The organism is Cellvibrio japonicus Ueda107 (assembly GCF_000019225.1).
In the GTDB taxonomy this organism is placed as follows: Bacteria; Pseudomonadota; Gammaproteobacteria; order Pseudomonadales; family Cellvibrionaceae; genus Cellvibrio; species Cellvibrio japonicus.
In genome coordinates this window covers 2,304,545-2,329,343 of sequence record NC_010995.1, presented here as the reverse complement: position 1 = coordinate 2,329,343, position 24,799 = coordinate 2,304,545, and the positions used below count along the sequence as shown (strand labels likewise).

The 24,799-nt window shown below is 50.5% G+C and carries 20 protein-coding genes and 1 tRNA gene; 16 read left to right on the top strand and 5 right to left on the bottom strand.

Annotated elements, in window-relative coordinates; genetic code table 11:
* Positions 1 to 90: 90 nt before the first annotated feature.
* The 9 genes from topA (at position 91) to CJA_RS09760 (ending at position 12,294) form a co-directional block, all read left to right on the top strand.
* Complete coding sequence (gene topA / locus CJA_RS09800; protein ID WP_012487618.1) at positions 91 to 2,712, top strand: type I DNA topoisomerase; 2,622 nt, start codon at positions 91 to 93, stop codon at positions 2,710 to 2,712.
* Between the two features lie 22 nt (positions 2,713 to 2,734).
* Positions 2,735 to 3,271: a DUF6586 family protein gene (locus tag CJA_RS09795; protein ID WP_012487617.1), complete on the top strand. Its 537-nt coding sequence runs from the start codon at positions 2,735 to 2,737 to the stop codon at positions 3,269 to 3,271.
* A 142-nt stretch (positions 3,272 to 3,413) separates the two neighbouring features.
* A tRNA-Leu gene (locus tag CJA_RS09790) sits at positions 3,414 to 3,498 on the top strand.
* A gap of 73 nt (positions 3,499 to 3,571) precedes the next feature.
* Positions 3,572 to 4,885, top strand: a complete 1,314-nt coding sequence (gene tig / locus CJA_RS09785; RefSeq protein ID WP_012487616.1) for a trigger factor — start codon at positions 3,572 to 3,574, stop codon at positions 4,883 to 4,885.
* 169 nt (positions 4,886 to 5,054) lie between these two features.
* Positions 5,055 to 5,699 (top strand): ATP-dependent Clp endopeptidase proteolytic subunit ClpP, encoded by a 645-nt coding sequence (gene clpP / locus CJA_RS09780; protein ID WP_012487615.1) that lies wholly within the window; start codon positions 5,055 to 5,057, stop codon positions 5,697 to 5,699.
* 124 nt (positions 5,700 to 5,823) lie between these two features.
* Positions 5,824 to 7,125 carry an ATP-dependent Clp protease ATP-binding subunit ClpX gene (clpX, locus tag CJA_RS09775; protein ID WP_012487614.1) on the top strand — a complete coding sequence of 434 codons (1,302 nt, stop codon included), beginning with the start codon at positions 5,824 to 5,826 and terminating at the stop codon, positions 7,123 to 7,125.
* 138 nt (positions 7,126 to 7,263) lie between these two features.
* The gene (gene lon / locus CJA_RS09770) at positions 7,264 to 9,681 is read left to right on the top strand and encodes an endopeptidase La (RefSeq protein ID WP_012487613.1); all 2,418 of its coding nucleotides are present in this window, start codon (positions 7,264 to 7,266) and stop codon (positions 9,679 to 9,681) included.
* A gap of 244 nt (positions 9,682 to 9,925) precedes the next feature.
* A complete protein-coding gene (hupB, locus tag CJA_RS09765; RefSeq protein WP_012487612.1) occupies positions 9,926 to 10,198 on the top strand; it encodes a nucleoid-associated protein HU-beta in 273 nt (90 codons plus the stop codon).
* Positions 10,199 to 10,428: 230 nt separating this feature from the next.
* Positions 10,429 to 12,294, top strand: a complete 1,866-nt coding sequence (locus CJA_RS09760; RefSeq protein ID WP_012487611.1) for a SurA N-terminal domain-containing protein — start codon at positions 10,429 to 10,431, stop codon at positions 12,292 to 12,294.
* A gap of 154 nt (positions 12,295 to 12,448) precedes the next feature.
* Here the strand turns inward: CJA_RS09760 and acnB are convergent, their stop codons facing one another.
* Positions 12,449 to 15,067 (bottom strand): bifunctional aconitate hydratase 2/2-methylisocitrate dehydratase, encoded by a 2,619-nt coding sequence (gene acnB / locus CJA_RS09755; protein WP_041551427.1) that lies wholly within the window; start codon positions 15,065 to 15,067, stop codon positions 12,449 to 12,451.
* A 347-nt stretch (positions 15,068 to 15,414) separates the two neighbouring features.
* On the opposite strand from acnB, the gene CJA_RS09750 reads away from it, so the two are divergent.
* The 5 genes from CJA_RS09750 to CJA_RS09730 all read left to right on the top strand — a co-directional run bounded on the left by CJA_RS09750 (position 15,415) and on the right by CJA_RS09730 (position 19,671).
* Entirely contained in the window at positions 15,415 to 16,443 is a 1,029-nt protein-coding gene (locus tag CJA_RS09750) for an SMP-30/gluconolactonase/LRE family protein (protein ID WP_012487609.1), read from the top strand.
* Positions 16,444 to 16,453: 10 nt separating this feature from the next.
* On the top strand, positions 16,454 to 18,085 hold the full coding sequence (treF, locus tag CJA_RS09745) for an alpha,alpha-trehalase TreF (protein WP_012487608.1): 1,632 nt from the start codon (positions 16,454 to 16,456) through the stop codon (positions 18,083 to 18,085).
* Between the two features lie 6 nt (positions 18,086 to 18,091).
* Positions 18,092 to 18,574 (top strand): DUF1289 domain-containing protein, encoded by a 483-nt coding sequence (locus CJA_RS09740; protein ID WP_012487607.1) that lies wholly within the window; start codon positions 18,092 to 18,094, stop codon positions 18,572 to 18,574.
* Positions 18,575 to 18,585: 11 nt separating this feature from the next.
* A complete protein-coding gene (locus tag CJA_RS09735; protein ID WP_012487606.1) occupies positions 18,586 to 19,194 on the top strand; it encodes a MiaE family protein in 609 nt (202 codons plus the stop codon).
* A gap of 66 nt (positions 19,195 to 19,260) precedes the next feature.
* On the top strand, positions 19,261 to 19,671 hold the full coding sequence (locus CJA_RS09730) for a LiaF transmembrane domain-containing protein (RefSeq protein WP_012487605.1): 411 nt from the start codon (positions 19,261 to 19,263) through the stop codon (positions 19,669 to 19,671).
* A gap of 16 nt (positions 19,672 to 19,687) precedes the next feature.
* On the opposite strand, the gene CJA_RS09725 is transcribed toward CJA_RS09730, so the two are convergent.
* Both CJA_RS09725 and CJA_RS09720 read right to left on the bottom strand, forming a co-directional pair.
* A complete protein-coding gene (locus CJA_RS09725; RefSeq protein WP_012487604.1) occupies positions 19,688 to 20,410 on the bottom strand; it encodes a UDP-2,3-diacylglucosamine diphosphatase in 723 nt (240 codons plus the stop codon).
* Between the two features lie 3 nt (positions 20,411 to 20,413).
* Positions 20,414 to 20,905 carry a peptidylprolyl isomerase gene (locus CJA_RS09720; RefSeq protein ID WP_012487603.1) on the bottom strand — a complete coding sequence of 164 codons (492 nt, stop codon included), beginning with the start codon at positions 20,903 to 20,905 and terminating at the stop codon, positions 20,414 to 20,416.
* A gap of 99 nt (positions 20,906 to 21,004) precedes the next feature.
* Between CJA_RS09720 and tmk the strand changes: the two genes are divergently transcribed.
* Complete coding sequence (gene tmk / locus CJA_RS09715; RefSeq protein WP_041552208.1) at positions 21,005 to 21,631, top strand: dTMP kinase; 627 nt, start codon at positions 21,005 to 21,007, stop codon at positions 21,629 to 21,631.
* Positions 21,632 to 21,712: 81 nt separating this feature from the next.
* Here tmk and CJA_RS09710 read toward each other — a convergent pair whose 3' ends face one another.
* On the bottom strand, positions 21,713 to 22,867 hold the full coding sequence (locus CJA_RS09710; protein ID WP_012487601.1) for a conjugal transfer protein TraF: 1,155 nt from the start codon (positions 22,865 to 22,867) through the stop codon (positions 21,713 to 21,715).
* A gap of 180 nt (positions 22,868 to 23,047) precedes the next feature.
* The gene (locus CJA_RS09705) at positions 23,048 to 23,686 is read right to left on the bottom strand and encodes a pseudouridine synthase (RefSeq protein WP_012487600.1); all 639 of its coding nucleotides are present in this window, start codon (positions 23,684 to 23,686) and stop codon (positions 23,048 to 23,050) included.
* A gap of 98 nt (positions 23,687 to 23,784) precedes the next feature.
* Between CJA_RS09705 and CJA_RS09700 the strand changes: the two genes are divergently transcribed.
* Entirely contained in the window at positions 23,785 to 24,798 is a 1,014-nt protein-coding gene (locus tag CJA_RS09700; protein WP_012487598.1) for a DNA polymerase III subunit delta', read from the top strand.
* The last annotated feature ends 1 nt before the right edge of the window (position 24,799 follow it).

The window sequence follows — 24,799 nt, the reverse complement described above, 5'->3', positions numbered from 1 at the left end:
CTGGTGACTCCAGGCATTTATATTACAAAGTGGCGGCACATTTTTCATTATGTCGTCCTTCTTTTTATTACAGAGATACCGTGACCTGCCATGGGTAAATCCTTAGTTATTGTTGAGTCGCCTGCAAAGGCAAAAACGATTAATAAATACTTGGGCAGCGACTTTGTCGTTAAGTCCAGTATTGGCCATATCCGCGATTTGCCTACCAGTGGCAATAACAAACCCGTGGATACCAAGGAGCGAGCCAGGCAGGCAGCTGCTACGCGCAAAATGTCGGCAGAACAAAAGGCGGTATATCAAGCGCAAAAGAGCAAAAGCCAGTTGGTAGGCCGAATGGGGATAGACCCGGAAAACCACTGGGAGGCCCACTACGAAATACTCCCTGGTAAGGAAAAAGTGGTTGATGAGCTGAAGAAGCTTGCTGAAAAGGCGGACGCCATCTACCTGGCAACCGACTTGGATAGAGAGGGAGAGGCAATTGCCTGGCATTTGCGCGAGGCTATCGGCGGCGATGAAAGCCGTTTTCGCCGTGTCGTATTTAACGAGATTACCAAGACGGCTATTCAAAATGCCTTTAAAAGTCCTGGCCCGATAGACCAGAACCGTGTCGATGCGCAACAGGCGCGCCGTTTCCTGGATCGTGTTGTCGGCTATATGGTGTCGCCATTGCTATGGGAAAAGGTTGCCCGGGGCCTATCTGCCGGGCGGGTACAGTCTGTTGCTGTGCGCTTGGTTGTCGAACGCGAACGCGAAATACGCGCCTTTATTCCGGAAGAATACTGGACCCTGTTTGCCGACCTGAAGGCCGAAAGTGGCCAAATCGCCAGTTTTGAGGTGAAAAAGCAGGGTGAAGAGGCGTTCAAGCCGATCAATGAAGCCCAGGCGATGGCTGCTGTCACAGCACTACAGCATGCCGCTTACAAGGTCGTCAGCCGCGAAGATAAGCCTACCCAGTCAAAACCGACAGCGCCCTTTATCACTTCGACCTTGCAACAATCGGCCAGTACCCGCTTAGGGTTTGGGGTAAAGAAAACCATGATGCTTGCCCAGCGCTTATATGAGGCGGGTTACATCACCTATATGCGTACAGATTCAACCAACCTTAGCCAGGAGGCGGTGGAATCCTGTCGAACTTATATCCTGGATAATTTTGGTCAGAAATACCTGCCAAAGGAGCCTGTGGCTTATTCCAGTAAAGAGGGAGCGCAGGAGGCTCACGAAGCTATACGCCCCTCCAGCGTAGATGTTATGCCCAATCAACTTTCTGCTATGGAGCGCGATGCAGAGCGGCTCTATGGCTTGATTTGGCAACAATTTGTTGCCTGCCAGATGACCCCGGCCGAGTACACCAGTACCAGTGTGGTAGTTGAAGCAGGCAACTATGAGTTGCGTACCCGCGGTCGCGTGATCCGCTTTGACGGCTATACCCGAGTGCTTCCGCAGCAGGCCAAAAAAGACGAAGACGTGGTCCTGCCAGACATGAAGGTGGGGCAGGTGCTTCCTTTGGTGAAGCTGAACCCACAGCAACATTTCACCAAACCGCCAGCGCGTTACACCGAAGCCAGCTTGGTAAAAGAATTGGAAAAGCGTGCGATTGGCCGCCCATCAACCTATGCAGCGATTATTTCCACCATCCAGGAGCGCGGTTATGTACGCCAGGAGAATCGCCGTTTCTATGCGGAAAAAATGGGTGATATTGTCACAGAGCGCCTGATGGAAAGCTTTGACGACCTGATGGACTACGGTTTTACCGCCAATATGGAGGAAGCACTTGATCAGGTTGCGCAGGGGGATAAGAACTGGCGTCAGCTGCTAGATGAGTTCTATGCCGATTTCAGCCAGCAATTGGATACCGCATCGCGTCAGGATAAGGGCATGCGTGCCAACGATCCAACAGATACCAATATCCCCTGCAGCCTCTGCGGTCGCCATATGCAAATCCGCACCGGAAGTACCGGGGTTTTCCTGGGATGTTCAGGTTATGCCTTGCCGCCCAAGGAGCGCTGCAAGAACACCATGAACCTTGTTTCCGGCCATGAAGTAATAGATGCCGATGCGGATGACGAGGCCGAATCACGTCAATTGCGCTCCAAACATCGCTGTAAATTGTGTAACTCGGCAATGGACTCCTATCTGATTGACGAGCAGCGCAAATTGCATATTTGCGGCAATAACCCTGATTGTCCCGGTTATGAGGTGGAGCAGGGTGTATATCGCATCAAGGGCTACGAAGGTCCTACGATTGAGTGCGATAAATGCGGTAGTGAAATGCAGCTGAAGACCGGGCGTTTCGGCAAATACTTTGGCTGCACTAACGCTGACTGTAAAAACACACGCAAGCTGCTCAAGAATGGCGAGGCTGCTCCCCCGAAAGTGGAGCCGATCGCTATGCCGGAGTTGCGCTGTGAAAAGGTGGATGATCACTATGTATTGCGCGATGGCGCTGCCGGTTTGTTCCTGGCGGCCAGCCAATTCCCGAAAAATCGCGAGACACGTGCGCCACTTGTCGCTGAGTTGCTGCCTTACAAAAACCAGCTTGATCCCAAGTACCACTTCCTGCTGTCTGCGCCGGTTTCCGATCCGGAGGGCAATAAAGCCATAGTGCGTTTCAGTCGCAAGACAAAAGAGCAATATGTGCAAACGGAAGTGAATGGCAAGGCGACAGGCTGGAAGGCTTTTTATGTGAATGGCCGGTGGCAGGTGCAGAAATAAGCACCTGTCCTGTTGATAAGAAATGGCAAATAAACACCTTTCCCTAGTCAATCAAAAGATTGCTTATGCCGGTACGCTGATTGCTATGGCTGCTGCGCTCGACAGTCTCCAGTCCTCCCAGCGAATTCAACAGCGGGCATTGGAAGATGGCGCACTGATGCATTTGGGGTTGGCGTATACCTTCTATCTGCGCGAGCTTGGTGAAAACTATCACTTAAAAAATGTGGCATTGATCCAGGACGTAGTAAACCTGGTTGATGTTTTATCCCAAGCGGGTAAATCTCCGGCGGAAGCAGAGGAACTATTGCACCTGGGGTCTGATTCTGGCTCCTGGTTAGCGCAAATGCTGCGTGCTGTGAGAGATTTATCATCTTCTCCAGCACCTGAAAAACCGCAAAAGGCATTCCCCCAGGGCGACAATTTGATTGCTGTAGTTGATATAGCTTCCAGCGAACGGGATAGTGTGGATTCGTCAGTGTCTGGTGTGCTACTTGAGTCCTGGGTGAAGGAATTCCGCCAGTTAGTGCTGCGTCAGCGTGAAACCAGCGCTGAGTATTAAATGGTTGAAGCTGCAGGATGACTGTGGCAAAATCTGCACCCTTCGCGTATCGGGCCGGATAATTTTTATAAATTTCTATAAAAATCAGTTGGTTAGAGCGGTGCGAAATCCATGCGCCCGCTAGGGTGTTTTGGAGTGTTAAGCGGACGTGGTGAAATTGGTAGACACACCAGGTTTAGGTTCTGGCGCCGTGAGGTGTGAGAGTTCGAGTCTCTCCGTCCGCACCATATTTTTGCAATCTGGCATGACCGGGTTGCGTGTCGATTGAGTTATCTCATCAGTTTATTTCACGAGGCAGATATGCAGGTTTCACTCGAAACGACGTCTGGACTGGAGCGCCGCCTGACTGTTGGCGTACCAGCAGAGCAGGTAGAAAACGAAGTTGAAAATCGCCTGAAGCAAGCAGCGCGCAATGTCACTATCAAGGGGTTCCGTAAAGGGAAAGTGCCTCTTTCTGTGGTCAAGCAGCGTTTTGGTGCAGGTATCCGCCAAGAAGTGGTGGGTGATGTTATTAATCGCTCATTTTACGCTGCTGTTCAAAAAGAGAATCTCAAACCTGCCGGTCAGCCTTCTATCCAGCCCAAGCAACTCTCTGCCGGACAGGATCTGGAATATATTGCTGTATTCGAGGTGTATCCTTCTGTTGAACTGAGTGATTTGTCTGTATTTGAGATTACCCGCCACAAGGCTGAGGTAACCGATGTAGATGTAGATAACATGATTGACGTGCTGCGCAAACACCAGGCAACCTGGACTCAGGTAGAGCGTGCTGCTGCGGATGGCGATCAGGTCAATATCAATTTTGTAGGCACCAAAGACGGCGTTGAGTTTGCAGGCGGCAAGGCGGACAACCAAAACCTGATTTTGGGCTCCAACTCTATGATTCCCGGGTTTGAGGCCGGACTTGTTGGGTTGAAGTCGGGTGATCAAAAGACCCTCGCATTGACATTCCCTGAGGATTATCACTCAGAAGAGTTGAAAGGCGCTGCCGTTGAGTTTGCGGTTACTGTCAACTCAGTATCAGAAGCTGTACTGCCGGAATTGAATAAAGAATTCTTCCAAAAGTTCGGTGTTGAGAAGGGTGGCGAGAAGCAGTTCCGTAAAGAGGTAAAAGCCAATATGGAGCGTGAGCTTGGTAACGCGCTCAAGGCAAAAGTGAAAGGCCAGGTTATGGATGCATTGGTTGCCTCCCATACCGTTGATGTTCCAAAGGCTTTGGTTGCCAATGAGATTCAGGTGTTGCGCAACCAGATGTTGCAGCGCTTTGGTGGTCAACAGCAAAACTTTGATGTTAAGTCATTGCTGCCTGACACCATGTTCCAGGAGGAAGCCAGTCGCCGCGTGACTCTGGGTTTGATCGTGGGTGAGATTGTTAAATCTGCCAAGCTTAAGCCTGATGCCAAGCGTATCAAGTCAATGATTGAAGAGATTGCATCGACCTATCAAGAGCCGCAGGAAGTGATTGATTATTACAACAGTAATCAGGAGCTGCTGGCCGGTGTTGAATCTGCTGTTTTGGAAGACCAGGTAGTTGACCATATTCTGTCAAAAGCCAAGGTTTCCGATGTCGATTCAACCTATGACGATGTCATCAAATCCAAGGCTCAGCGCTAGTTGTCTAAAAAATCCGCAAAGCGCTCGCTTTGCGGCTTTCCCCCGCCAAATCCTCCTCTAAATTCTGCTTTTGACTGGCATATAATCCCATCACGGGTTAAGCTCTCTGGTGACTTGATCCAGTGTTCTATACGGGAAGCCTTGGGCTTCATAAGGATAAAAACTCAAGATGTCGTACGATTACCCTAAATCACAATCACCTATTATCAATAGTGGTCTTGTGCCTATCGTGATTGAGCAGACCGCTCGTGGAGAGCGCTCTTTTGATATTTATTCTCGTTTGTTGAAAGAGCGGGTTATATTCCTGGTTGGGCCGGTTGAAGACTATATGGCTAACCTGGTTGTCGCCCAGTTACTCTTCCTTGAGGCGGAAAATCCCGACAAGGATATCCATTTATACATCAACTCCCCCGGTGGTTCTGTAACGGCAGGTATGTCTATTTACGACACCATGCAGTTTATTAAGCCGGATGTAAGTACCATGTGTATTGGTCAAGCTTGCAGTATGGGGGCGTTCCTGTTGAATGCAGGTGCTGAAGGAAAGCGCTTCTGCTTGCCTAATTCCAGGGTGATGATCCATCAACCTAGTGGTGGAGCACAGGGTCAGGCGTCTGATATTCATATCCAGGCTCAGGAAATTTTAAAGATTCGGGCTCGCTTGAATGAGCTGATGGCGCACCATTCCGGTCAGCCTATTGAGCGAATTGAAGTGGATACCGAGCGCGATAACTTTATGTCAGCACAACAGGCTAAAGACTATGGCCTGATTGACGCAGTGGTTGAAAAGCGAATCATGACAACATCAACCAAGTAAACCAAGTAGCGTTGGCAGGATTGCTTGCCGGGTTTGTACCCTGATCAGAAATACTGGTTGTGGGCTTGAAAGCGCGGGTATCAAACCAGATATACGACAGAGTAAATTTGATGGAGAGGTTTCAATGACCGACCACACCAATGACAGCAGTGACAAAAACGGAAAATTGCTCTATTGCTCTTTCTGTGGGAAGAGCCAGCACGAGGTCCGCAAGCTGATTGCAGGCCCGTCCGTTTTTATCTGTGATGAGTGCGTTGATCTCTGTAACGATATTATTCGTGAGGAAATTCAGGAAAGCGCTTCTGAGGGTTCATCGGACAAGTTGCCGAAGCCCCATGAAATTTCCGCCATTCTTGATCAATATGTGATTGGGCAAAAGCGCGCTAAAAAAGTACTGGCAGTAGCTGTATACAACCACTACAAACGTTTGCGTTTTGGCGATAAGACCGCCAAGGATAAAGAGCCTGTTGAATTAGGTAAAAGTAATATCTTGTTGGTGGGACCAACAGGTAGTGGTAAAACCCTTTTGGCAGAAACCTTGGCGCGACTTCTGGATGTGCCTTTTACTATCGCAGATGCCACCACATTAACGGAAGCAGGTTATGTGGGAGAGGATGTTGAAAATATTATTCAGAAATTGCTGCAAAAGTGTGACTATGACGTAGAAAAAGCACAGCAGGGGATCGTTTATATCGACGAAATCGATAAGATTTCGCGTAAATCTGATAATCCCTCCATCACTCGTGATGTGTCTGGTGAAGGTGTGCAACAAGCGCTGTTAAAATTGATTGAAGGTACTATTGCATCTGTTCCTCCACAAGGTGGACGCAAACATCCCCAGCAGGAGTTTTTGCAGGTAGATACATCCAATATTCTCTTTATTTGCGGCGGCGCATTTGCAGGATTGGATAAAGTGATTCGCGATCGCTCTGAAAAAGGCGGTATTGGCTTTGCAGCCGAAGTGAAGAGTAAAGACGATAAGCGTAACTTTGGTGAGACTCTCCACGATTTGGAGCCAGAGGACTTGGTTCGTTATGGATTAATACCGGAGTTTGTTGGTCGCTTACCCGTTATTGCTACCTTGGACGAACTCGATAAAGCTGCCTTGATCCAGATCTTGACCGAGCCTAAAAATGCATTGACCAAGCAGTATGGCAAGTTGTTTGAAATGGAAGGTGTTCAGATTGACTTCCGTCCGGATGCTTTGGATGCGGTTGCCGAGCGAGCCCTGGAGCGTAAAACAGGTGCACGTGGATTGCGTTCAATTATGGAATCTGTGCTACTGGATACTATGTATCGCATTCCCTCCGAAGAGCATGTGGTAAAAGTGGTTGTCGATGAGTTGGTTATCAAGGGTGAATCTGAACCGTTATTGGTTTATGAACAAGTGGAAAAGCCTCCCAAGGCAGCTTCGGCCGAGGATTAATTAGTCCTGTTAAAACTCTGCATTATAAGGGCGCTATAGCGCCCTTTTTTACATTCTGAAACTTGTAATTCTCCTATTCTGCCCCCACTCTTAATGGGTATACGGAGCTTGTGGCTCCAACCTAAGAGAGAGGAAAATATGGTCGCAGATACTCTGCCGGATTCCATTGTGAATGAAATCCCTTTATTACCCCTGCGGGATGTGGTGGTTTATCCCCATATGGTCACTCCACTGTTTGTTGGGCGTGGCAAATCCATTGAGGCCCTTGAGAAAGCGATGTCCAGTGACAAGCAGGTTCTCCTGGTGGCCCAGAAAAACCCCCAACAAGATGATCCACTTGAAGAAGACCTATATGCCATTGGCACTATTGCCAGTATTTTACAATTGCTTAAGTTGCCGGACGGTACTGTAAAGGTTTTGATTGAGGGACGGGAGCGTGCACGTCTGCTTAAGTTTGAAGACGTAGGCAGTTATTTTCGTGCTGATGTCGAAGTGATCCACACTGAAGCGGTGGACTCAACAGAAGCAAGAGCGTTGGTGGCTTCGGCAATTGGTCAATTTGAGCAATATGTCAACCTGAGTAAAAAAGTTCCTGTTGAAGTCATTACATCTCTTAGTGGCATTGATGAGCCGGGACGTTTGGCCGATACCATTGCTGCGCATCTCTCTTTGGATTTGGCGAAAAAACAATCCATTCTTGAAACTGCAGATATCCGTGAGCGCGTTGAGAATCTTCTGACGATGATGGATGCAGAAGTGGATTTATTCCATGTAGAGAAAAAAATACGTGGTCGCGTCAAGAAGCAAATGGAAAAAAGCCAGCGTGAGTATTATTTGAATGAGCAGATTAAAGCCATTCAGAAAGAGCTGGGTGAGATGGGGGAGGATGTCAGTGAATTTGATGAGCTTGATAAGAAAATTGTCACTGCTGCCATGCCTAAAGAGGCAGAGGAAAAGGCAAAGGCTGAACTAAACAAATTGAAAATGATGTCTCCGATGTCGGCTGAAGCCTCTGTATTGCGTGCCTATATCGATTGGATGGTGCGTGTACCCTGGAGTAAGCGCAGTAAAGTTCGCCATGATCTTGTACGAGCTGAAGAGGTTCTTAACAAAGACCACTTTGGGTTGGAAGAGGTGAAAGAACGCATCCTTGAATATCTGGCCGTGCAACAGCGTGTAAAAAAGGTCAAAGGGCCAATTTTATGTCTCGTTGGTCCTCCAGGTGTAGGTAAGACTTCTTTGGGGGAATCTATTGCCCGAGCTACTAACCGTGAGTTTGTGCGTATGGCTTTGGGCGGCGTACGCGACGAAGCGGAGATTCGCGGCCATAGGCGTACCTATATAGGTTCGCTGCCAGGAAAGTTGATCCAAAAAATGGCAAAAGTAGGGGTTAAGAACCCGTTATTCCTGTTGGATGAAATTGACAAAATGGGCATGGATAACCGTGGTGATCCGGCATCTGCGCTGTTGGAGGTTTTGGACCCTGAACAAAATAGCCATTTTAACGATCATTACCTGGAAGTGGATTACGACTTGTCAGATGTCATGTTTGTTTGCACTTCAAACTCAATGAATATCCCTGGGCCTTTGCTGGATCGTATGGAAGTTATACGTATTCCGGGTTATACAGAGGATGAAAAGCTGAATATCGCAACACGCTATCTGATTCCCAAGCAAATGAAAGCCAATGGACTCAAAGAAAGTGAAGTTGATATTAAGGCTGATGCCATTCGCGATATTGTTCGCTATTACACACGGGAAGCGGGTGTGCGTGGCCTTGAGCGTGAGATTGCCAAGATTTGCCGTAAAGTGGTTACCTTGCATGTAAAAGAACGTAAGACTGCAGCTCACGTGGTGGAGCCATCCTCGCTGGAAGATTTGCTAGGTGTGCATAAGTTTGATTTTGGCAAGGCGGAGAGTAAGGATCAAATAGGGCAGGTCACCGGGCTTGCCTGGACCCAGGTGGGTGGTGAGCTGTTGACGATCGAGGCTTCGGCAGTCGCGGGTAAGGGGCGTATTATCAAGACAGGATCTTTGGGCGATGTCATGCAGGAGTCTATCCAGGCTGCGCTGACGGTAGTTCGTTCTCGGGGGCAGTCGTTGGGTATTGCGCCAGATCACCATGAAAAGGTGGATATTCATATCCATGTTCCGGAAGGTGCAACACCTAAGGATGGTCCAAGTGCAGGTATAGCCATGTGTACCGCCCTGGTGTCTGTACAGACCGGGATTCCTGTGCGCGCAGATGTTGCTATGACGGGTGAGATTACCTTGCGTGGGGAAGTGTTACGGATAGGTGGCTTAAAAGAGAAACTGTTGGCTGCTCATCGTGGCGGTATCAAAACAGTGGTTATCCCGGCAGATAATGAGCGTGATTTGAAGGAAATACCTGCCAATATCAAAGAAGATCTACTCATTAAGCCTGTTAAATGGATTGATGAGGTATTGGAGATAGCCCTGCAGTATCGCCCCAAGCCCCTTAGTGATGAGGAGTATCGGGCGCTGGAAAAAGCTGCTCAAAAAAACGACAGTGATAACCGTTTGAGCACTCATTAAGCATTGATAGATATATGCTGCAAATTGGCTGTTTTGCGGTCAATTTGCAGTGCTTATATGCGTATTCCGGAGAGGAATGAGAGGAATTGCATAAACTCAAAAGCTTTCCTTGACCCCCCTCTGATCAGTTGGTATAAATCGCAGTTCATTTGCTGCATAGGTTGCACAGGTAGTAAAGCCATATAGAAGAAGGTCTCCCTGTGCTAAATTTGTCGAACAAATAATTACTCAAAAGGGGTTAAGTGTGAACAAAACTGAGCTGATTGAAGCCATTGCCGCATCTGCGGATATTCCTAAAGCGGCTGCCGGACGTGCCTTGGACGCGGTAGTTGAGAGCATCACTGGTGCCCTGAAAAATGGCGACTCGGTAGTTCTGGTTGGTTTTGGTACTTTCGCCGTAAAAGAGCGCGCTGCTCGTACTGGCAGAAATCCTCAAACTGGCGAAGAAATTAAAATTGCTGCAGCTAAAGTGCCTGGCTTCAAAGCCGGTAAAGCCTTGAAAGACGCAGTAAATTAATTTGGCTTTCAGGTGTGAGATCTTGGAGATAGCGATAAGGTCTACCAACAAAAAAGGGCGCATTTGAGTGCGCCTTTTTTTTAGTCTGTATGGGTTATTTCTCTAATAATACTCGCCCTGGAAATTCATCATTTTATCTAGATTATTAATAGCTAAGAGCCTTCTTTTCCATATCGCTGTTGCTTAGGCATCACAAGATATGGAACCGCTGGAGCCCTAGGAGTTTCCCCATGTTGCAAAGCATCAGAGATAATTCAAAAGGAGTCATCTCCTACATATTGATTGGATTCCTGGTGGTCATTTTTGCCCTTTTTGGTGTTGAATCACTATTTAACTGGAATCCAACCGCTAATAAAGTGGTGGAAGTCAATGGTGAGAAAATCACGCAAGTTGAGTTGCAAAATGCGATTGCTCGTCAAAAACAGCAAATGATGAATCGCTATGGCGACCAGGTTCCCAGCGAGTTTCTGAGCGAAGATTATCTGCGAAAGCCGGTATTGGATAATTTGATCCAAAATCAGGTGTTGTATCAGGCTGCTAAAAAAGCGGGTATGACAGTAGGCAATGATTTAATTACCGAGCAAATCTCATCTGCGCCGGTGTTCAAGAATGAAGCGGGAGTATTTGATAACACCCGTTATCGCCAGGCATTGAGCATGATGGGATATACCCATGCGACTTACACCCAACAGTTGGCTAAAGATTTGGTTTTGAACCAGTTGTATACAGGCTTGGCATCCAGCTCGTTTACCACACCTAATGAAATAGAGCAGTTGATTGCGCTTAGCTACCAGACGCGTGATTTTTCATACTTTGTTCTTCCTTCCTCCAAAATTAAAGAGTCTGTTGTTGTTAGTGATGAAGAAATTGCAGATTACTATGCCAAAAATCCGCAAGCTTACACCAGCGAAGAACAGGTTGCTGTTGATTACATTGAGTTGAGTGTTGATGCTCTTATGGCTGATATTTCCATTAGCGAAGAGCAATTGCATAAACAATATGAGCAGGGGCTTGCCAGCTTTGTGGCTGCTCCCGAGCGTCATGCTGCGCATATTCTTGTGGAAAATCAAGATGCTGAAAAAATCAAGGCCGTTCGTGAAAAGTTGGCAGCTGGTGAGGATTTTGCTGAGCTTGCCAAAACCTATTCGGACGACCTCGGTAGCAAAGAGCAGGGTGGCGACCTTGGTTTTACTAAGGGAGATACGTTCCCGGCAGAATTTGAAACGGCACTTGCCGGTTTAAAAGTAGGGGAGGTTTCGGCACCTGTAGAAACAGATGCAGGTACTCACTTTATTAAATTGTTGGCTGAGCGGGGTTCGCAGGCGCCAAGTTTTGAGGAGCAAAAAGCCTCTTTGGAAGAGCATCTCAAGCGCGCTGAAGCTGAAAATATCTTTGTTGCCAAGCTGGAGCAGCTGAAAGAGTTGGCATTTAATGCCGACAGTCTGGCTGAGGTGGCTAAAGAAATTGATGCAAAGGTGTCAAATACCGGGCTTTTCTCTCGTACAAGTGGTCAAGGGATCGCTGCTAACAAGTTGGTTGCTGACGCGGCTTTTTCCGAAGATGTTTTGCAGGATGGCAATAGCAGTGAACCAATAGAACTTGATACTACGCGTGCGGTTGTGATTAAAAAGACAGATTACCAACCAAGCCGCCTATTACCGCTGGATGAAGTGAAGCAACAAATTGTTGGTGTGTTGACGGAAAGCAAGGCCAGGGAGCTGATGCGCACCAAAGGTTCTCAATTGCTTGCCGATCTGCATGCTGGTAAGGCGTTGGATGAGTTGGCAAGTGCTGAAGGACAAGCGTTGAAGACCGCGGCAGCTGCCAAACGTTATGGTAGTGATGTTGAGCCGGAAATTGCTGGCTTTGCGTTCGATATGGCAAAACCAACTGCTGAGGTCGCCTCTGTGGCAGGTTTTGTCACTGCCAGTGGTGATTATGCATTGATCCAACTGGCGGCGGTAAATTTAGGCGCTGAAGAGATTGCGGAAGAGCAGAAAAAGGCGATTGTCGCTCAGGTTGGTAATATGAATGGCTTGGCAGACTTCTCCAGCTTTCAAGGTTATTTAAAAGAAGTTGCAGATATTGATCAATAATTGATTATTTATTATTGCAATAAAAAGGCGGCTTTTAACAGCCGCCTTTTTATTTGTAGCCAGTTTTTGTTTGGAAGTGCCTAGGGTTAATTAAGCCAGAGCCAGTAAAAAAGCCGGATTTATTCCGGCTTTTTTACTGGCGTTGTACGGCAATTTAAATGGCTACTGTCTGTATCTCTACGGCTGCAATGCGCTTACCTTCATTGGCGGCGCTTTGGTAGCTCTCAATTTCGTTGAAGTTGAGGTAGCGATATATATCAGCAGACATGCTGTCAATTTTCTGCGCGTAAGAAAGGTACTCTTCCGGTGTAGGCAGTTTGCCAAGCACGGCTGCGATAGCGGCCAGTTCTGCGGATGCCAGATACACATTGGCGCCTTCACCCAAACGGTTAGGGAAGTTACGGGTGGAGGTGGATACCACAGTAGAGTTCTTGGCCACACGCGCCTGGTTACCCATACAGAGTGAGCAGCCGGGCATTTCGGTGCGCGCACCTTTTACACCGAAGATGCTGTAGTAACCCTCTTCCATCAGTTGGTGTGCATCCATTTTGGTGGGGGGGGCAATCCACAGGCGGGTGGACAGCTCGTCTTTGGTGGCAGAGAGCAGTTTTCCCGCAGCGCGGAAGTGACCGATGTTGGTCATACAGGAACCGATAAACACTTCGTCAATCTTGTCGCCAGCAACGTCAGACAGCACTTTTACATCGTCCGGATCGTTAGGACAGGCCAGGATTGGCTCTTTAATGTCGGCCAGATCAATATCGATGATGGCTGCATATTCGGCATCCGCATCGGCTTCCATCAGCACGGGGTTCTCCAGCCATTCTTCCATCTTGCGTGCACGGCGCTCAATGGTGCGGATATCACCGTAACCCTGCTCGATCATCCAGCGCAGCATGGTGATATTGGACTTGAGGTATTCGATAATGGGTTCTTTGTCCAGCTTGATGGTACATCCTGCGGCAGAGCGCTCGGCAGAGGCGTCAGAAATTTCAAACGCTTGCTCTACTTTCAGGTTGGGCAGGCCTTCCACTTCGAGAATACGGCCAGAGAAGATGTTCTTCTTGCCTTTTTTCTCGACAGTCAACAAGCCCTGTTTGATCGCGTAAAGCGGGATGGCATTTACCAGATCGCGCAAAGTGATACCTGGTTGCATCTCGCCTTTGAAGCGAACCAGAACGGATTCGGGCATATCCAGTGGCATTACTCCAGTAGCAGCGGCAAATGCCACCAGGCCGGAACCGGCTGGGAAAGAGATGCCGATGGGGAAGCGGGTATGGGAGTCACCGCCGGTGCCCACGGTATCCGGGAGCAGCATGCGGTTCAGCCAGCTGTGGATGATACCGTCACCTGGACGCAATGAGACACCGCCGCGGGTCATGATGAAGTCGGGCAATGTGTGCTGGGTTTCGATGTCTACGGGCTTGGGATAGGCGGCTGTGTGGCAGAAAGACTGCATGGTCAAGTCGGCAGAGAAGCCAAGGCATGCCAGGTCTTTGAGTTCGTCGCGGGTCATTGGGCCGGTGGTGTCCTGTGAGCCCACAGTGGTCATTTTAGGCTCGCAATAGGTGCCGGGACGAATGCCTGTTACGCCACAGGCTTTACCTACCATTTTTTGTGCCAGGGTGAAACCCTTGCCAGTATCGACAGGTGCTTGGGGCAAACGGAACAGGGTGCTGGGTGGCAGGCCCAGGGATTCGCGTGCCTTGGTCGTCAGGCCGCGACCGATAATCAGTGGAATACGACCGCCAGCTTGTACTTCATCCAGCAGTACATCGGACTTGAGGCTGAATTCGGAGAGAACTTCGCCGGTTTCTGCATTCAGGATCTTGCCGTCATAAGGGCGGATTTCAACTACATCGCCCATGTTCAACGTGTCGACCGGGGCTTCAAATACCAGGGCACCTGCGTCTTCCATGGTGTTGTAGAAAATGGGGGCAACTTTGCCGCCGATACACACACCGCCCGTGCGCTTGTTAGGTACACCGGGGATATCTTCGCCGATAAACCAGAGTACAGAGTTGGTGGCAGATTTACGGGATGAACCCGTACCCACAACATCGCCCACGAATACCAGGGGATAACCTTTGGTTTTCAGGGCTTCAATTTGTTGGATAGGACCAATTTTGCCTGGCTCGTCGGGGGTTAAACCTTCGCGTGCCATTTTGTACATGGCCAGGGCGTGCAGCGGAATGTCAGGGCGGGACCAGGCGTCAGGCGCCGGTGACAGGTCATCGGTGTTGGTTTCGCCGGTGACTTTGAAAACCGTGAGCTTGATGCTTTCCGGCACTTTAGGTTTGCTGACAAACCACTCGCCATCGGCCCAGGATTGCAGCAGCGCTTGGGCATGGGTGTTACCGGCTTTGGCTTTTTCTTCCACATCGTGGAAGGCATCGAACATCAACAGGGTATGCTTGAGCTGGTCGGCAGCCAGGGCGGCCAGGTCGGCGTTATCGAGCAGGTTAACCAGGGTTTCGATGTTGTAACCGCCGAGCATCATGCCGAGCAGCTTGACTGCGAGGGATTTATCAATGAGGGGGGAGGTGGCTTCGCCTTTAACGATTGCGCTCAGGAAGGCTGCTTTTACATAGGCGGCTTCGTCAACGCCAGGGGGAACGCGGTTGGTGATCAAATCCAGTAATACTTCAGCTTCTCCAGCGGGGGGATTTTTCAGTAGCTCCACCAATCCTGCGACCTGTTCAGCGGTAAGCGGTTTGGGTGGAACACCTTCTGCGGCGCGTTCTGCGACCTGTTTACGATAGGCTTCAAGCACGGTTTTATCCTCATTTGTGTAGGGGTTACTCCGGCGACAGGATCTCTGCCTAGGGAGACTATCCATGACCTTCATGGATGATTCAAGCGCTGCTCAGGCAGCCGCTTGCGGGATGATTGCAACGCGTTAAACCCTCTGGGTAGAGGGTTTAACGAAGAGCTAAATCGGGCGCGAATTATACACGATACCTCTGGTCCTGTTAACGCAGGAGGCGGTCGGCTTTGCAGGGGGGATATGTTAAGGTGACCAACCTTGAATGCGGATGACAGTGCTGGTGCTCGATGATTAACCACTGATCATTTTCCGACGTAAAACATTCCTATCGGCAAATAAAAAGTGAGGACTCCATGAAAAATACACTTCAAAGGAAAAACTATCGCCTGACGTCCTTGTGCGTATCGATTTTGTGTGTTGTAGCACTCTCAGGGTGCCAGCGCGACGAGGTTCAGGCCCCGGTTGATAATTACAAGGCGGATTCCACTCCCTCTGCTGCAGTCTCTCCGGCAGACTCTACCTGTGGTGCCGCACCGCAAGGCGAGCTGGTTGCACAACGGATTGACGCAGCCAATAGCACGCGCAGTGAGCCCGGCCTTTATGAGGGGCCTGTGTGGATTGGCAATGCGCTGTATTTTTCGGATTTCACATTTTCCCAGGGGTTTCCATCGCGAGTACAAAAGCTTGATATGGATGGCACCTTGACTACGGTCATTGAGGATTCAGGCAGTAATGGTTTGGCCGTGGACCTGGCTGGCGACTTATTGGCGGGTACCCATAAATACAAAAGTGTGTCTCGTTTCAACCTGCTGACAGGTGAGCGTACATCCGTGGCTGAGGCTTATCAGGGCAATGTGTTCAATAGTCCCAATGATTTGGTACTGGCCAACGATGGCTCACTGTATTTTACGGATCCGGCTTTCCAGCGCGATGCAGCGCCCGGTGGGCAGGAAAAAACCAGTGTGTATCGCGTTGATCTCGATGGCACTGTGACCCTGGTAGACGACACCATCAGCAATCCCAACGGTATTTCACTTTCACCTGCGCAAGATGTGCTCTACGTCAATGGCGGTGGGGAGCAGGGTATCCTGCGGGCTTACCCCATGGTGGATGGATACCCCCAGGCAGGTAACAACCTGGTGGAAGGATTGGTGATTCCCGATGGTATGGCGGTTGATTGCCACGGCAATATTTACGTGACGGAACATACCGCGCAGCGTTTGCGTGTATTTAGCCCCAGCGGTGAACAGCTGGCCTTGATTAAAACGGATGCCAATGTCACTAATGCTGCTTTTGGTGGTCCTGAAGGCAAGACACTCTATCTGACAGGTGCTGGTGCTGTTTGGAAGGTGGAACTGTCCGTGACTGGCTCCCCATACTGAGGCTGTGACCATGGCTAACTATTGGATCATGCCAGTCGCGTTCTGCCTGGTATTGGTGGCATGCGAGCGCAAATCACCGGCATATCACCCGGAAACCCCTGCAGAAAATTTACAAATAGCGGAGACAGTTGATTACCAGCCGGATCGCGATTTGGAAGAGTTGTTTGTGCGGGTACAAATGGAAAAGCTTTATCCGGATTCCAAGACCTTTGTCGATGCGACGCCGCTGTTTCCGCCGGCAGATATTTTGGCGGATTATCGGCGTTCGGCAGGCGAGGAGTCTTTTGATATGGCCGCGTTTGTGGCATCCCATTTCCGTCTGCCAGACCCTTTACCGGCGATAAATGTTGATGTCAGTCGTCCCCTGCGTGAGCATTTGCAGCATCATTGGGATGCGTTGGTGCGCGAAGCTTCAGCGGATGAGCGCTCCTCCACATTAATCCCCTTGCCGCAGCCTTATGTTGTCCCCGGTGGGCGTTTTCGTGAGATGTTTTATTGGGACTCCTATTTCACGCTCGTTGGCCTTATGGCTTCCGGTAGAGATACCCTGGCTAAGCAAATGATCGATAATTTCGCTTATTTGATTGATCGCTATGGCTATATTCCCAACGGCAATCGCACCTATTTCCTGGGACGCTCCCAGCCGCCATTTTTTGCCGCCAGCTTACAACTTTACGCCAACAAACATGGTATGGAGTCTGTCATTGGATACCTGCCTTTGCTGGAGCGGGAGTATCGCTTCTGGATGGATGGTCAATCCGGTGAGTTGGACGCGGGAAAAGAAGGGAAGCATTTGGTAACCCTGGCCAATGGCGATTTTTTAAATCGCTATTATGGCAGCCGCAGTGAGCCGCGCGCCGAGGCTTACAACAAGGAGTATCTCTGGGCTGAGCAATATCAGGTTCAGGATAAGGCGCAATTTTTCCGCGATTTGCGTGCGGCGTGTGAATCCGGGTGGGACTTTAGCAGCCGCTGGTTTGCTGATGGCCAATCCAAGGCCAGTATTAATACCCATGAAATTATCCCGGTTGATTTGAGTAGCTTGATGTACTCCATGGAGATCACGCTTGCCCGGATGTACGAGCACCGACAGGATCAAGCCAAATCGGCGTTCTATCGCACGCGGGCTGTACGGCGCCAGCAATTGATTGAGCAGTACCATTTCGACCCTGTGACGGGAACCTACCAGGATTACAATTACGTTGCTGCGAGCCATACGGGACAGTTGTCCCTGGCAATGCTGTTCCCATTGTTTTTTGGGGTGGCTGGTCCTGACAATGCCCTTGGGGTTGTCAAAGTACTGGAGCAACAATTTTTAAAGCCCGGTGGCTTGGTGACCAGCCTCCGCCAGTCCGGGGAGCAATGGGATTACCCGAATGGATGGGCACCCTTGCAATACGTAGCAGTAGAGGGCTTGGCCCACTATGGCTATGACACCCTTGCGCGCGATATTGCCCGTCGTTGGTTAGCCTTGAATGAGCGTGTCTATCGCGAGGAGGGAAAAATGATGGAAAAATATAATGTGGTGGATACCCATGTCAAAGCCGGTGGCGGTAATTATCCCAACCAGGATGGTTTTGGTTGGACGAATGGCGTTGCCTTGGCGTTTTATGAATTTCTGGATTCACCCATTGCCCACTAAATTGGTATGTCGTTATTTAAACCTGTAAAAACACCTTGCGTTGGTATTTGCTCGACAGGCATTGGCGACAGTGTCTGTCGTGGTTGCAAGCGCTTTGCCCATGAAGTGATTGACTGGAATGCCTATACCCACGAGCAGCGGCTGATTATTGCCCAGCGCCTCGAAACCTTTCTTGCCCAAATTGTGCAAAACAGGGTGAAGGTCGTGGACGAAAAATTATTGTTAGCACAAATCAAGCATCAGCAGATCCAGTTTAAGCCTGAGCAAAATCCCTATTGCTGGGTGTTTGATCTGTTGCGCGCTGGTGCCAGTCAGATTGATGACCTGGGGGATTACGGGCTGGCCTTACAGCCCGGTTGGACCCAGGTTCCATTGTCGACTATCCGCGATGCCATCGATAAAGATTTTTACGCGCTTTCCTGTGCTTATTACGAGCGCTATATTTCGCCTGTATTTGTCACTCCCGATATGCTTGATACTAAAGATTAAGAAACCCTGTTATGACCTCTCTTGCCCATATCCACCAGTTTTTATTGTGTGAAACACCAGACGCCTGGATTAAAAATGCCCTGGACAACCAGGCGTTGCTGTTGCTCGACCATGCCAATTGTGAAAAAAAGGCAGCGTCGACCGCGCTGACATTGATGTTTCGCTACGTAGGCGATTTTGACATGATGCAAAAAATGTCGCGGTTGGCGCGCGAAGAGCTGCGTCATTACGAGCAGGTCATGGATATCATGGAGGCGAGGGGCGTCAGCTATGACCAGATCACGCCGGGGCGCTATGCGGGTGAATTGCGCAAGTTGGTGCGTACCCATGAGCCGGGGCGTTATATCGATACCCTTATCGTGGGCGCGATTATCGAAGCGCGCTCTTGCGAGCGCTTTGCCAAATTAGCGCCACATTTGGATGATGAACTGCAAAAATTTTACCTGTCTTTGCTGAAGTCGGAGTCGCGCCACTATGAGGATTACCTCAAGTTAGCCAAGCGCGCCGCAGAAGGTAAGGATCTCTCTGAGCGTATCCAGCAGTTTTTGGCATTGGAAAAACAGTTGATTGAGGGAACCGATGTGGAGTTTCGCTTTCATTCGGGTGTGCTGGCGGCGTGAATCCAATCGACTAGACTTTGGTGTCCAAGGGGTTTATCAGCCCCATTTATCATGACGGAAATGACCATGAGTGAACAACCAACACCCGAAAAAAGCCAGGAATCTAATAACAGTTCAAACCAACCGCCGATGAAGCCTGCACCAAGCAGTAATTCCAACTGGGCCTTGGGATTGGCTATTGTGGCGATTGGTGCCTTGTTATTGGCGCGTAACCTGGGCGTTGATTTTGCATTTTTGAAGTTCCATAACTGGTGGGCCATTTTTATTTTGCTGGCGGCAATCGCCCCCTTACAACAAGCGATCAGTCAATACCGGCGTAACGGGTGGGGTAATGCTGTTGCCAATTCACTGGTGGCGGCAGGTGCAATTGTGATGCTGGCATTGTTATTTTTGCTGGATTTGTCGCTCTGGACCTGGTGGCCGGCATTCCTGATTGTGGGTGGTTTGCTAATGGTTACCAGTAGCAAATCAAACTAACAGCGAAATTATGGGGTTATATATCCCAGTTGCGCAGGGCAAGCCCTGTTGCGCTGGCGTCCAGGCACCAGCCCTGGTGATGCCAGTCACCCAGGACAATTCGCTCTGCAGGGCGTCCCTGAACGGTTAAGGGGTGACGTGCAGGGCGATGGGTATGCCCGTGGATCAGCAAATCCACACCCGCTTCTTCCATCACCCGAACCACTTCGTCGGGTGTCACATCCATAATGGATTCAGCTTTCATATTGTTTATGGCTTGGCTTTGCGCGCGCAACTGGGCTGCCAGGGCGCGACGTGCTGCCAGTGGCTGGGCCAGCAATTGAGCCTGCCAGTCCGGGTTGCGGACTTGCTGGCGAAATGCCATATAGTCTGTGTCGAGTGTGCACAGATCATCGCCATGTAACAGGAGTGCAGGGCGGCCATAGAGATCAATCACCGTCCCCTCTGCAATCAGTGTTGCTCCTGCGCGTTGAGCGTAACTATTACCCAGCAAAAAATCGCGATTACCGTGCATGAGGAATATGGCAACACCGGCACTGTTGAGCTTTTTCAATTGCTCAGCGACTGCATTGGGCAGGGGATCATCATCGTCATCGCCAATCCAGGCATCAAAAAAATCACCGAGGATATAGAGCGCTTGGGTGTGGTGGGTTTGTTGCCGGAGAAAGTCGAAAAACGCCCGCGTGATCTGCGGGCGCGAGGAGTGCAGGTGCAGGTCTGAAATGAACAGGGTGTTCATGAATCAGGCGATGCTGACCTTCTGGATAATCACGGCTTCTTTAGGTACGTCCTGATGGAAGCTCTTGCTGCCCGTTTTTACGCCTTTGATTTTATTAACAACGTCCATACCTGCCGTGACTTTACCAAATACACAGTAGCCCCAACCGGATGAAGTTTTAGCGCTGTGGTTGAGGAAGTGGTTGTCTTTAACATTGATAAAAAACTGGGCCGTTGCACTGTGCGGGTCGTTGGTGCGAGCCATGGCAATTGTGCCCGTCAGGTTTTGCAGGCCATTATCGGCCTCGTTTTCAATGGCTTCGCGGGTGGTTTTTTGATCGAAGTCTTCAGTAAACCCGCCCCCTTGAATCATGAAACCATCAATAACACGGTGAAAGATGGTGCCATCGTAAAAGCCTTCTTCCGCATATTGCTTGAAGTTGGCTGAGGTTTTCGGCGCTTTTTCGACGTCCAATTCGATAGTGATGTCGCCGTAATTGGTGTGCAAGGTAATCATGGGCAAAGCTCCCTGGATGAAAAAGCGGGTATGATACGCGCTCCCCGAGGGTGAAGGAATCTGTCATCCGATTAAATTTTTTGATTGAGTTATCCCTTTATGCAATCTGGCAAATTTCTCACCATGGAAGGCACCGAAGGTGTTGGAAAAAGCACCAATCTGGCTTTTGTACGCGCTTGGCTGGAAGCGCGCGGCATCGAATTAATAGTCACCCGCGAGCCGGGCGGGACCCCCTTGGCAGAGGAAATCCGCAACCTGCTGCTCGCTAAACGTACAGAGCCCGTGGATGAAACGGCAGAGTTGTTACTGGTATTCGCCGCGCGAGCCCAGCATTTGGCGCAAGTGATTAAACCTGCACTGGCGCGTGGCGCCTGGGTATTGAGTGATCGGTTTACCGATGCTACCTATGCTTACCAGGGCGGGGGACGAGGTTTGAGCCTGGCGATTATCGAACAACTGGAGAACCTGGTGCAGCAGCAATTGCGTCCCGATTTGACCCTGGTGTTGGATATTGATGTGCAGAAAGGGCTGGAGCGCGCAAGCCAGCGTGCTGAGCTGGATCGCTTCGAAAGTGAAAGCCTGGCATTTTTTGAACGGGTGAGGGCTGCATACCATTCGCGTGCTGCTATGGCTCCGGAGCGCTATACGCTGATTGATGCGGGGCAGTCCCTTGAGCGGGTACAACAGGATATTGCAGCGCGATTGGAGCAACTGATTCAGGCGTGAGCTGGGCGTGGCTAAATAATGTCGAGCATAAAAAACGCACGGTTGCCAAGACAAGCGTGCGTTTTTTATGGGGTGTATATTTTAGAAGCGCAGGCCCAACTGTACGGCACCGCCAACGGTTTCGTCTGAGCCGCTGTAGCCTGCCAGATCAATATTGATCACATTAAAGGGCGAGAATCCGATACCGACTGAGTAGGCATCCGGCAGCGTATCTTCCAGATCGCGCTGTATACCGGCACGCAGCTGCAACCAGCTCAGGGGAGATACCTCCACGCCCGCACGGAAAATCTGGGTATCGCCACCCAGGCCAAAGGTAGGAACCGCATCCAGGTCTACAGACGCCTCCGCCTTATACCAGTCGCCAGTGTAACCAATAGCGGCGGTAGTGCGGGTCGCCAGTTCAAAGGTCTCGCCTTCGGCAATGGATTTGAATTTCTTACTGCTCAGGTTACTGATGGTCAAGCCATAGCGCAGGTTGCCTTTAATGTAGGTGATACCGGCATCCAAGCCACTGGTTTTACCTGTAATGGTGTAGTCATCCGCATCGAGGTCGTCTTCGTCATAATCAGCAACTGTGGCTTCATAGACAATGGTGTCGACTTCGATGCGCTTGGGGGTAATGCCAACCAGCAGTTGGTAATCATCACTGGGGGAAACGTTTTTGGCGAGTGCCACGCCCAGCTCTTTAACCACCACACCGCGACCAATCACGGAAGATTGCAGGTCTTCGGGGTCGAAATTTGTGTTAGTGCGATCATCGATCAGCTCGTAATCGCTATCGTCGATATTGGCCAGCAGGCCTACAGTCCCGGTGGCCTTGAGGATCAGGGCGGCGGAAATGATGCTGTTGGGGATTGCCAGAACCGTGCTGGCACCGAAGGTGGCGCCCAGGGTTTTATCGTCGACATTGGCCATCAAACGTTTGAGTTCATCAGCATCCGCTTCGGTCAGGTTGGTGGCTGATTGCAGATAGTCGGTGAAGTCCACCAAATCATCCAAACCGTCAATTAAGTCATCTTTGTCGGAACCCAAGGCGCCGGCATTAATCACCAGCGCAAAGTCATCTTTGGCGCCATGACTGGCGACAAGGCTGGGGTTGAGTAAGACGCCATCGCTGTAGCCGCCAGTAACATAACCGGCACCGGCCATACCACTCAGGCGACCGTTATACAGCTCGGTTGCCAAAACACTGCCGCTGGTTGCTAGCAGAGCAAGGCTAATAAGGGTTTTCTTCATGGAGCTCTCCTGGACGCTAATAGATTTTTTGTAACTGATTATGTGAATTACCTGGCCATTCTGGCGAGTCGTTATGAGTTTAGGCAATAACTCATTTTGGCTATAGACGATTTATTTATAAATTTATTGAGTGCCGCTTATTTTAGGTTTTAACAAGAGGGATTTTGCCGATGTGTGACATTAAAAGCAGGCTGGCGCCTTAATATGCAAGGGCTGGGCGGAAATCGGGTGGTTTAACCAAAGCTCCTGCGCGTGTAACAAAAGGCGAGGGGCTTGGGCAATAATCTCGTCAGGGGCGTAAAGCCTATCACCCAAAATAGGATGGCCGAGGCTGAGCATATGTACCCGCAATTGATGGGTGCGGCCGCTTACCGGTTCCAACTCCAGGCGGGTCTGTTGTAAGCCTTGATCGCGGTGGATGACCTTATAGCGTGTATGGGCCGATTTGCCGTGTTCGAAGCACACCTTTTGCCTGGGCCGATTAGGCCAATCGCAAATCAGGGGGAGGGTGACTTCACCCTCGTCCTGCCCAACCAAACCGTGTACGACTGCCAGGTAACGCTTGTGGATAGCGCGCGCCTCGAACTGGTGGGTCAACTGCTTAAGGCAAGGGTAATTAAGGGGGAACATCACAATGCCGGAGGTTGCCTGATCCAGGCGGTGGACAATCCGCGCATTGGGATTAAATGCCAGGGCTTGCTTGTAGAGGCAATGCTGGTTTTCCGGCCCCTTGCCGGGAACGGTGAGTAGGCCCGAGGGTTTATTGGCAATGAGCAGGTCATCGTCAAGGTGGAGGATATCGAGTGGGGCGTTGGTCATTGGCTCTGGGCGGTCGTTTTTTGCAAGGGCGCGGATTATCGCAAATATCGCCCCGGATTGGTAAGCTGACGGTCATTTTGATTATGGACTCCTGACCCATGAGCGATTTCCCCCGACATCTCTATCCCTGGCAATTGGGTGAGTGGCAACAGCTGGCGCAGTTGATTGCTGCGCGTAAGTTACCCCATGCCCTGATGTTGGCGGGGCCCCGGGGAATCGGTAAGCGTCATTTTGCCGAGGCCCTGGCGCAGCTGCTGTTATGCCAGGCTCCGCGCGAGGGTGGCGCTTGCGGCCAGTGTCGTGGCTGTGAACTTAACAAGGCGGCTACCCACCCGGACTTACTGTGGCTTGAGCCTGAGGAAGCCGGCAAGGCAATCAAGGTCGATCAGGTGCGGGAGTTGACGGATGCCCTGGGTAAAACGGCGCAGTTATCCGGCTATAAAGTGGTGGTGCTTGAGCCTGCCGAAGCGATGAACACCAATGCGGCCAATGCCCTGTTAAAGTCATTGGAAGAGCCTGCAGCCAATACCTTGTTAATCCTGGTTTCCCATACACCCAGTGCAGTCCTCCCCACTATTCGCAGTCGCTGCCAATTGCGCGCCATGGCCATGCCGCGCCAGGAGCAAGTCGTGCGCTGGTTATCGCCCCTGCTGGTTGGGCGTGATATTCCCGCCGATGAATTACTGTCGGCGGCGCGCGGTGCGCCGCTGATCGCCTTGTCCCTGTTAGAGGGGGATGCCCTGGAGCAGCGCGAGCAGCAGTTGCAGCAATTGACCCGCATGAGCCTTGGGCAGCTGTCGGCCATTGAGTTGGCAGCCAACTGGCATACCGGTGATGCACCGGGGTTGATGGAATGGTTCTTGGGGTTTCTCCATACCCTGGCGCGCTGGCGCGCCGGTGTGGATGATCCCCAGGCACAGCGTTGGCCCACTGAATTGCGTGAGCGCCTGCAGGGGGTAGAACTTTCCCTGTTGCATCGCTATCTGGAAAAGGTACTGCATGCCAAACGGTTGTTGCTGAGTGGTGCCAACCCCAACAAGCAATTATTGTGGGAAGAGCTGTTACTCGATTGGGGTGTGGTGTTACGGCCACCCCGGCGTCGCGCGGGCTGAG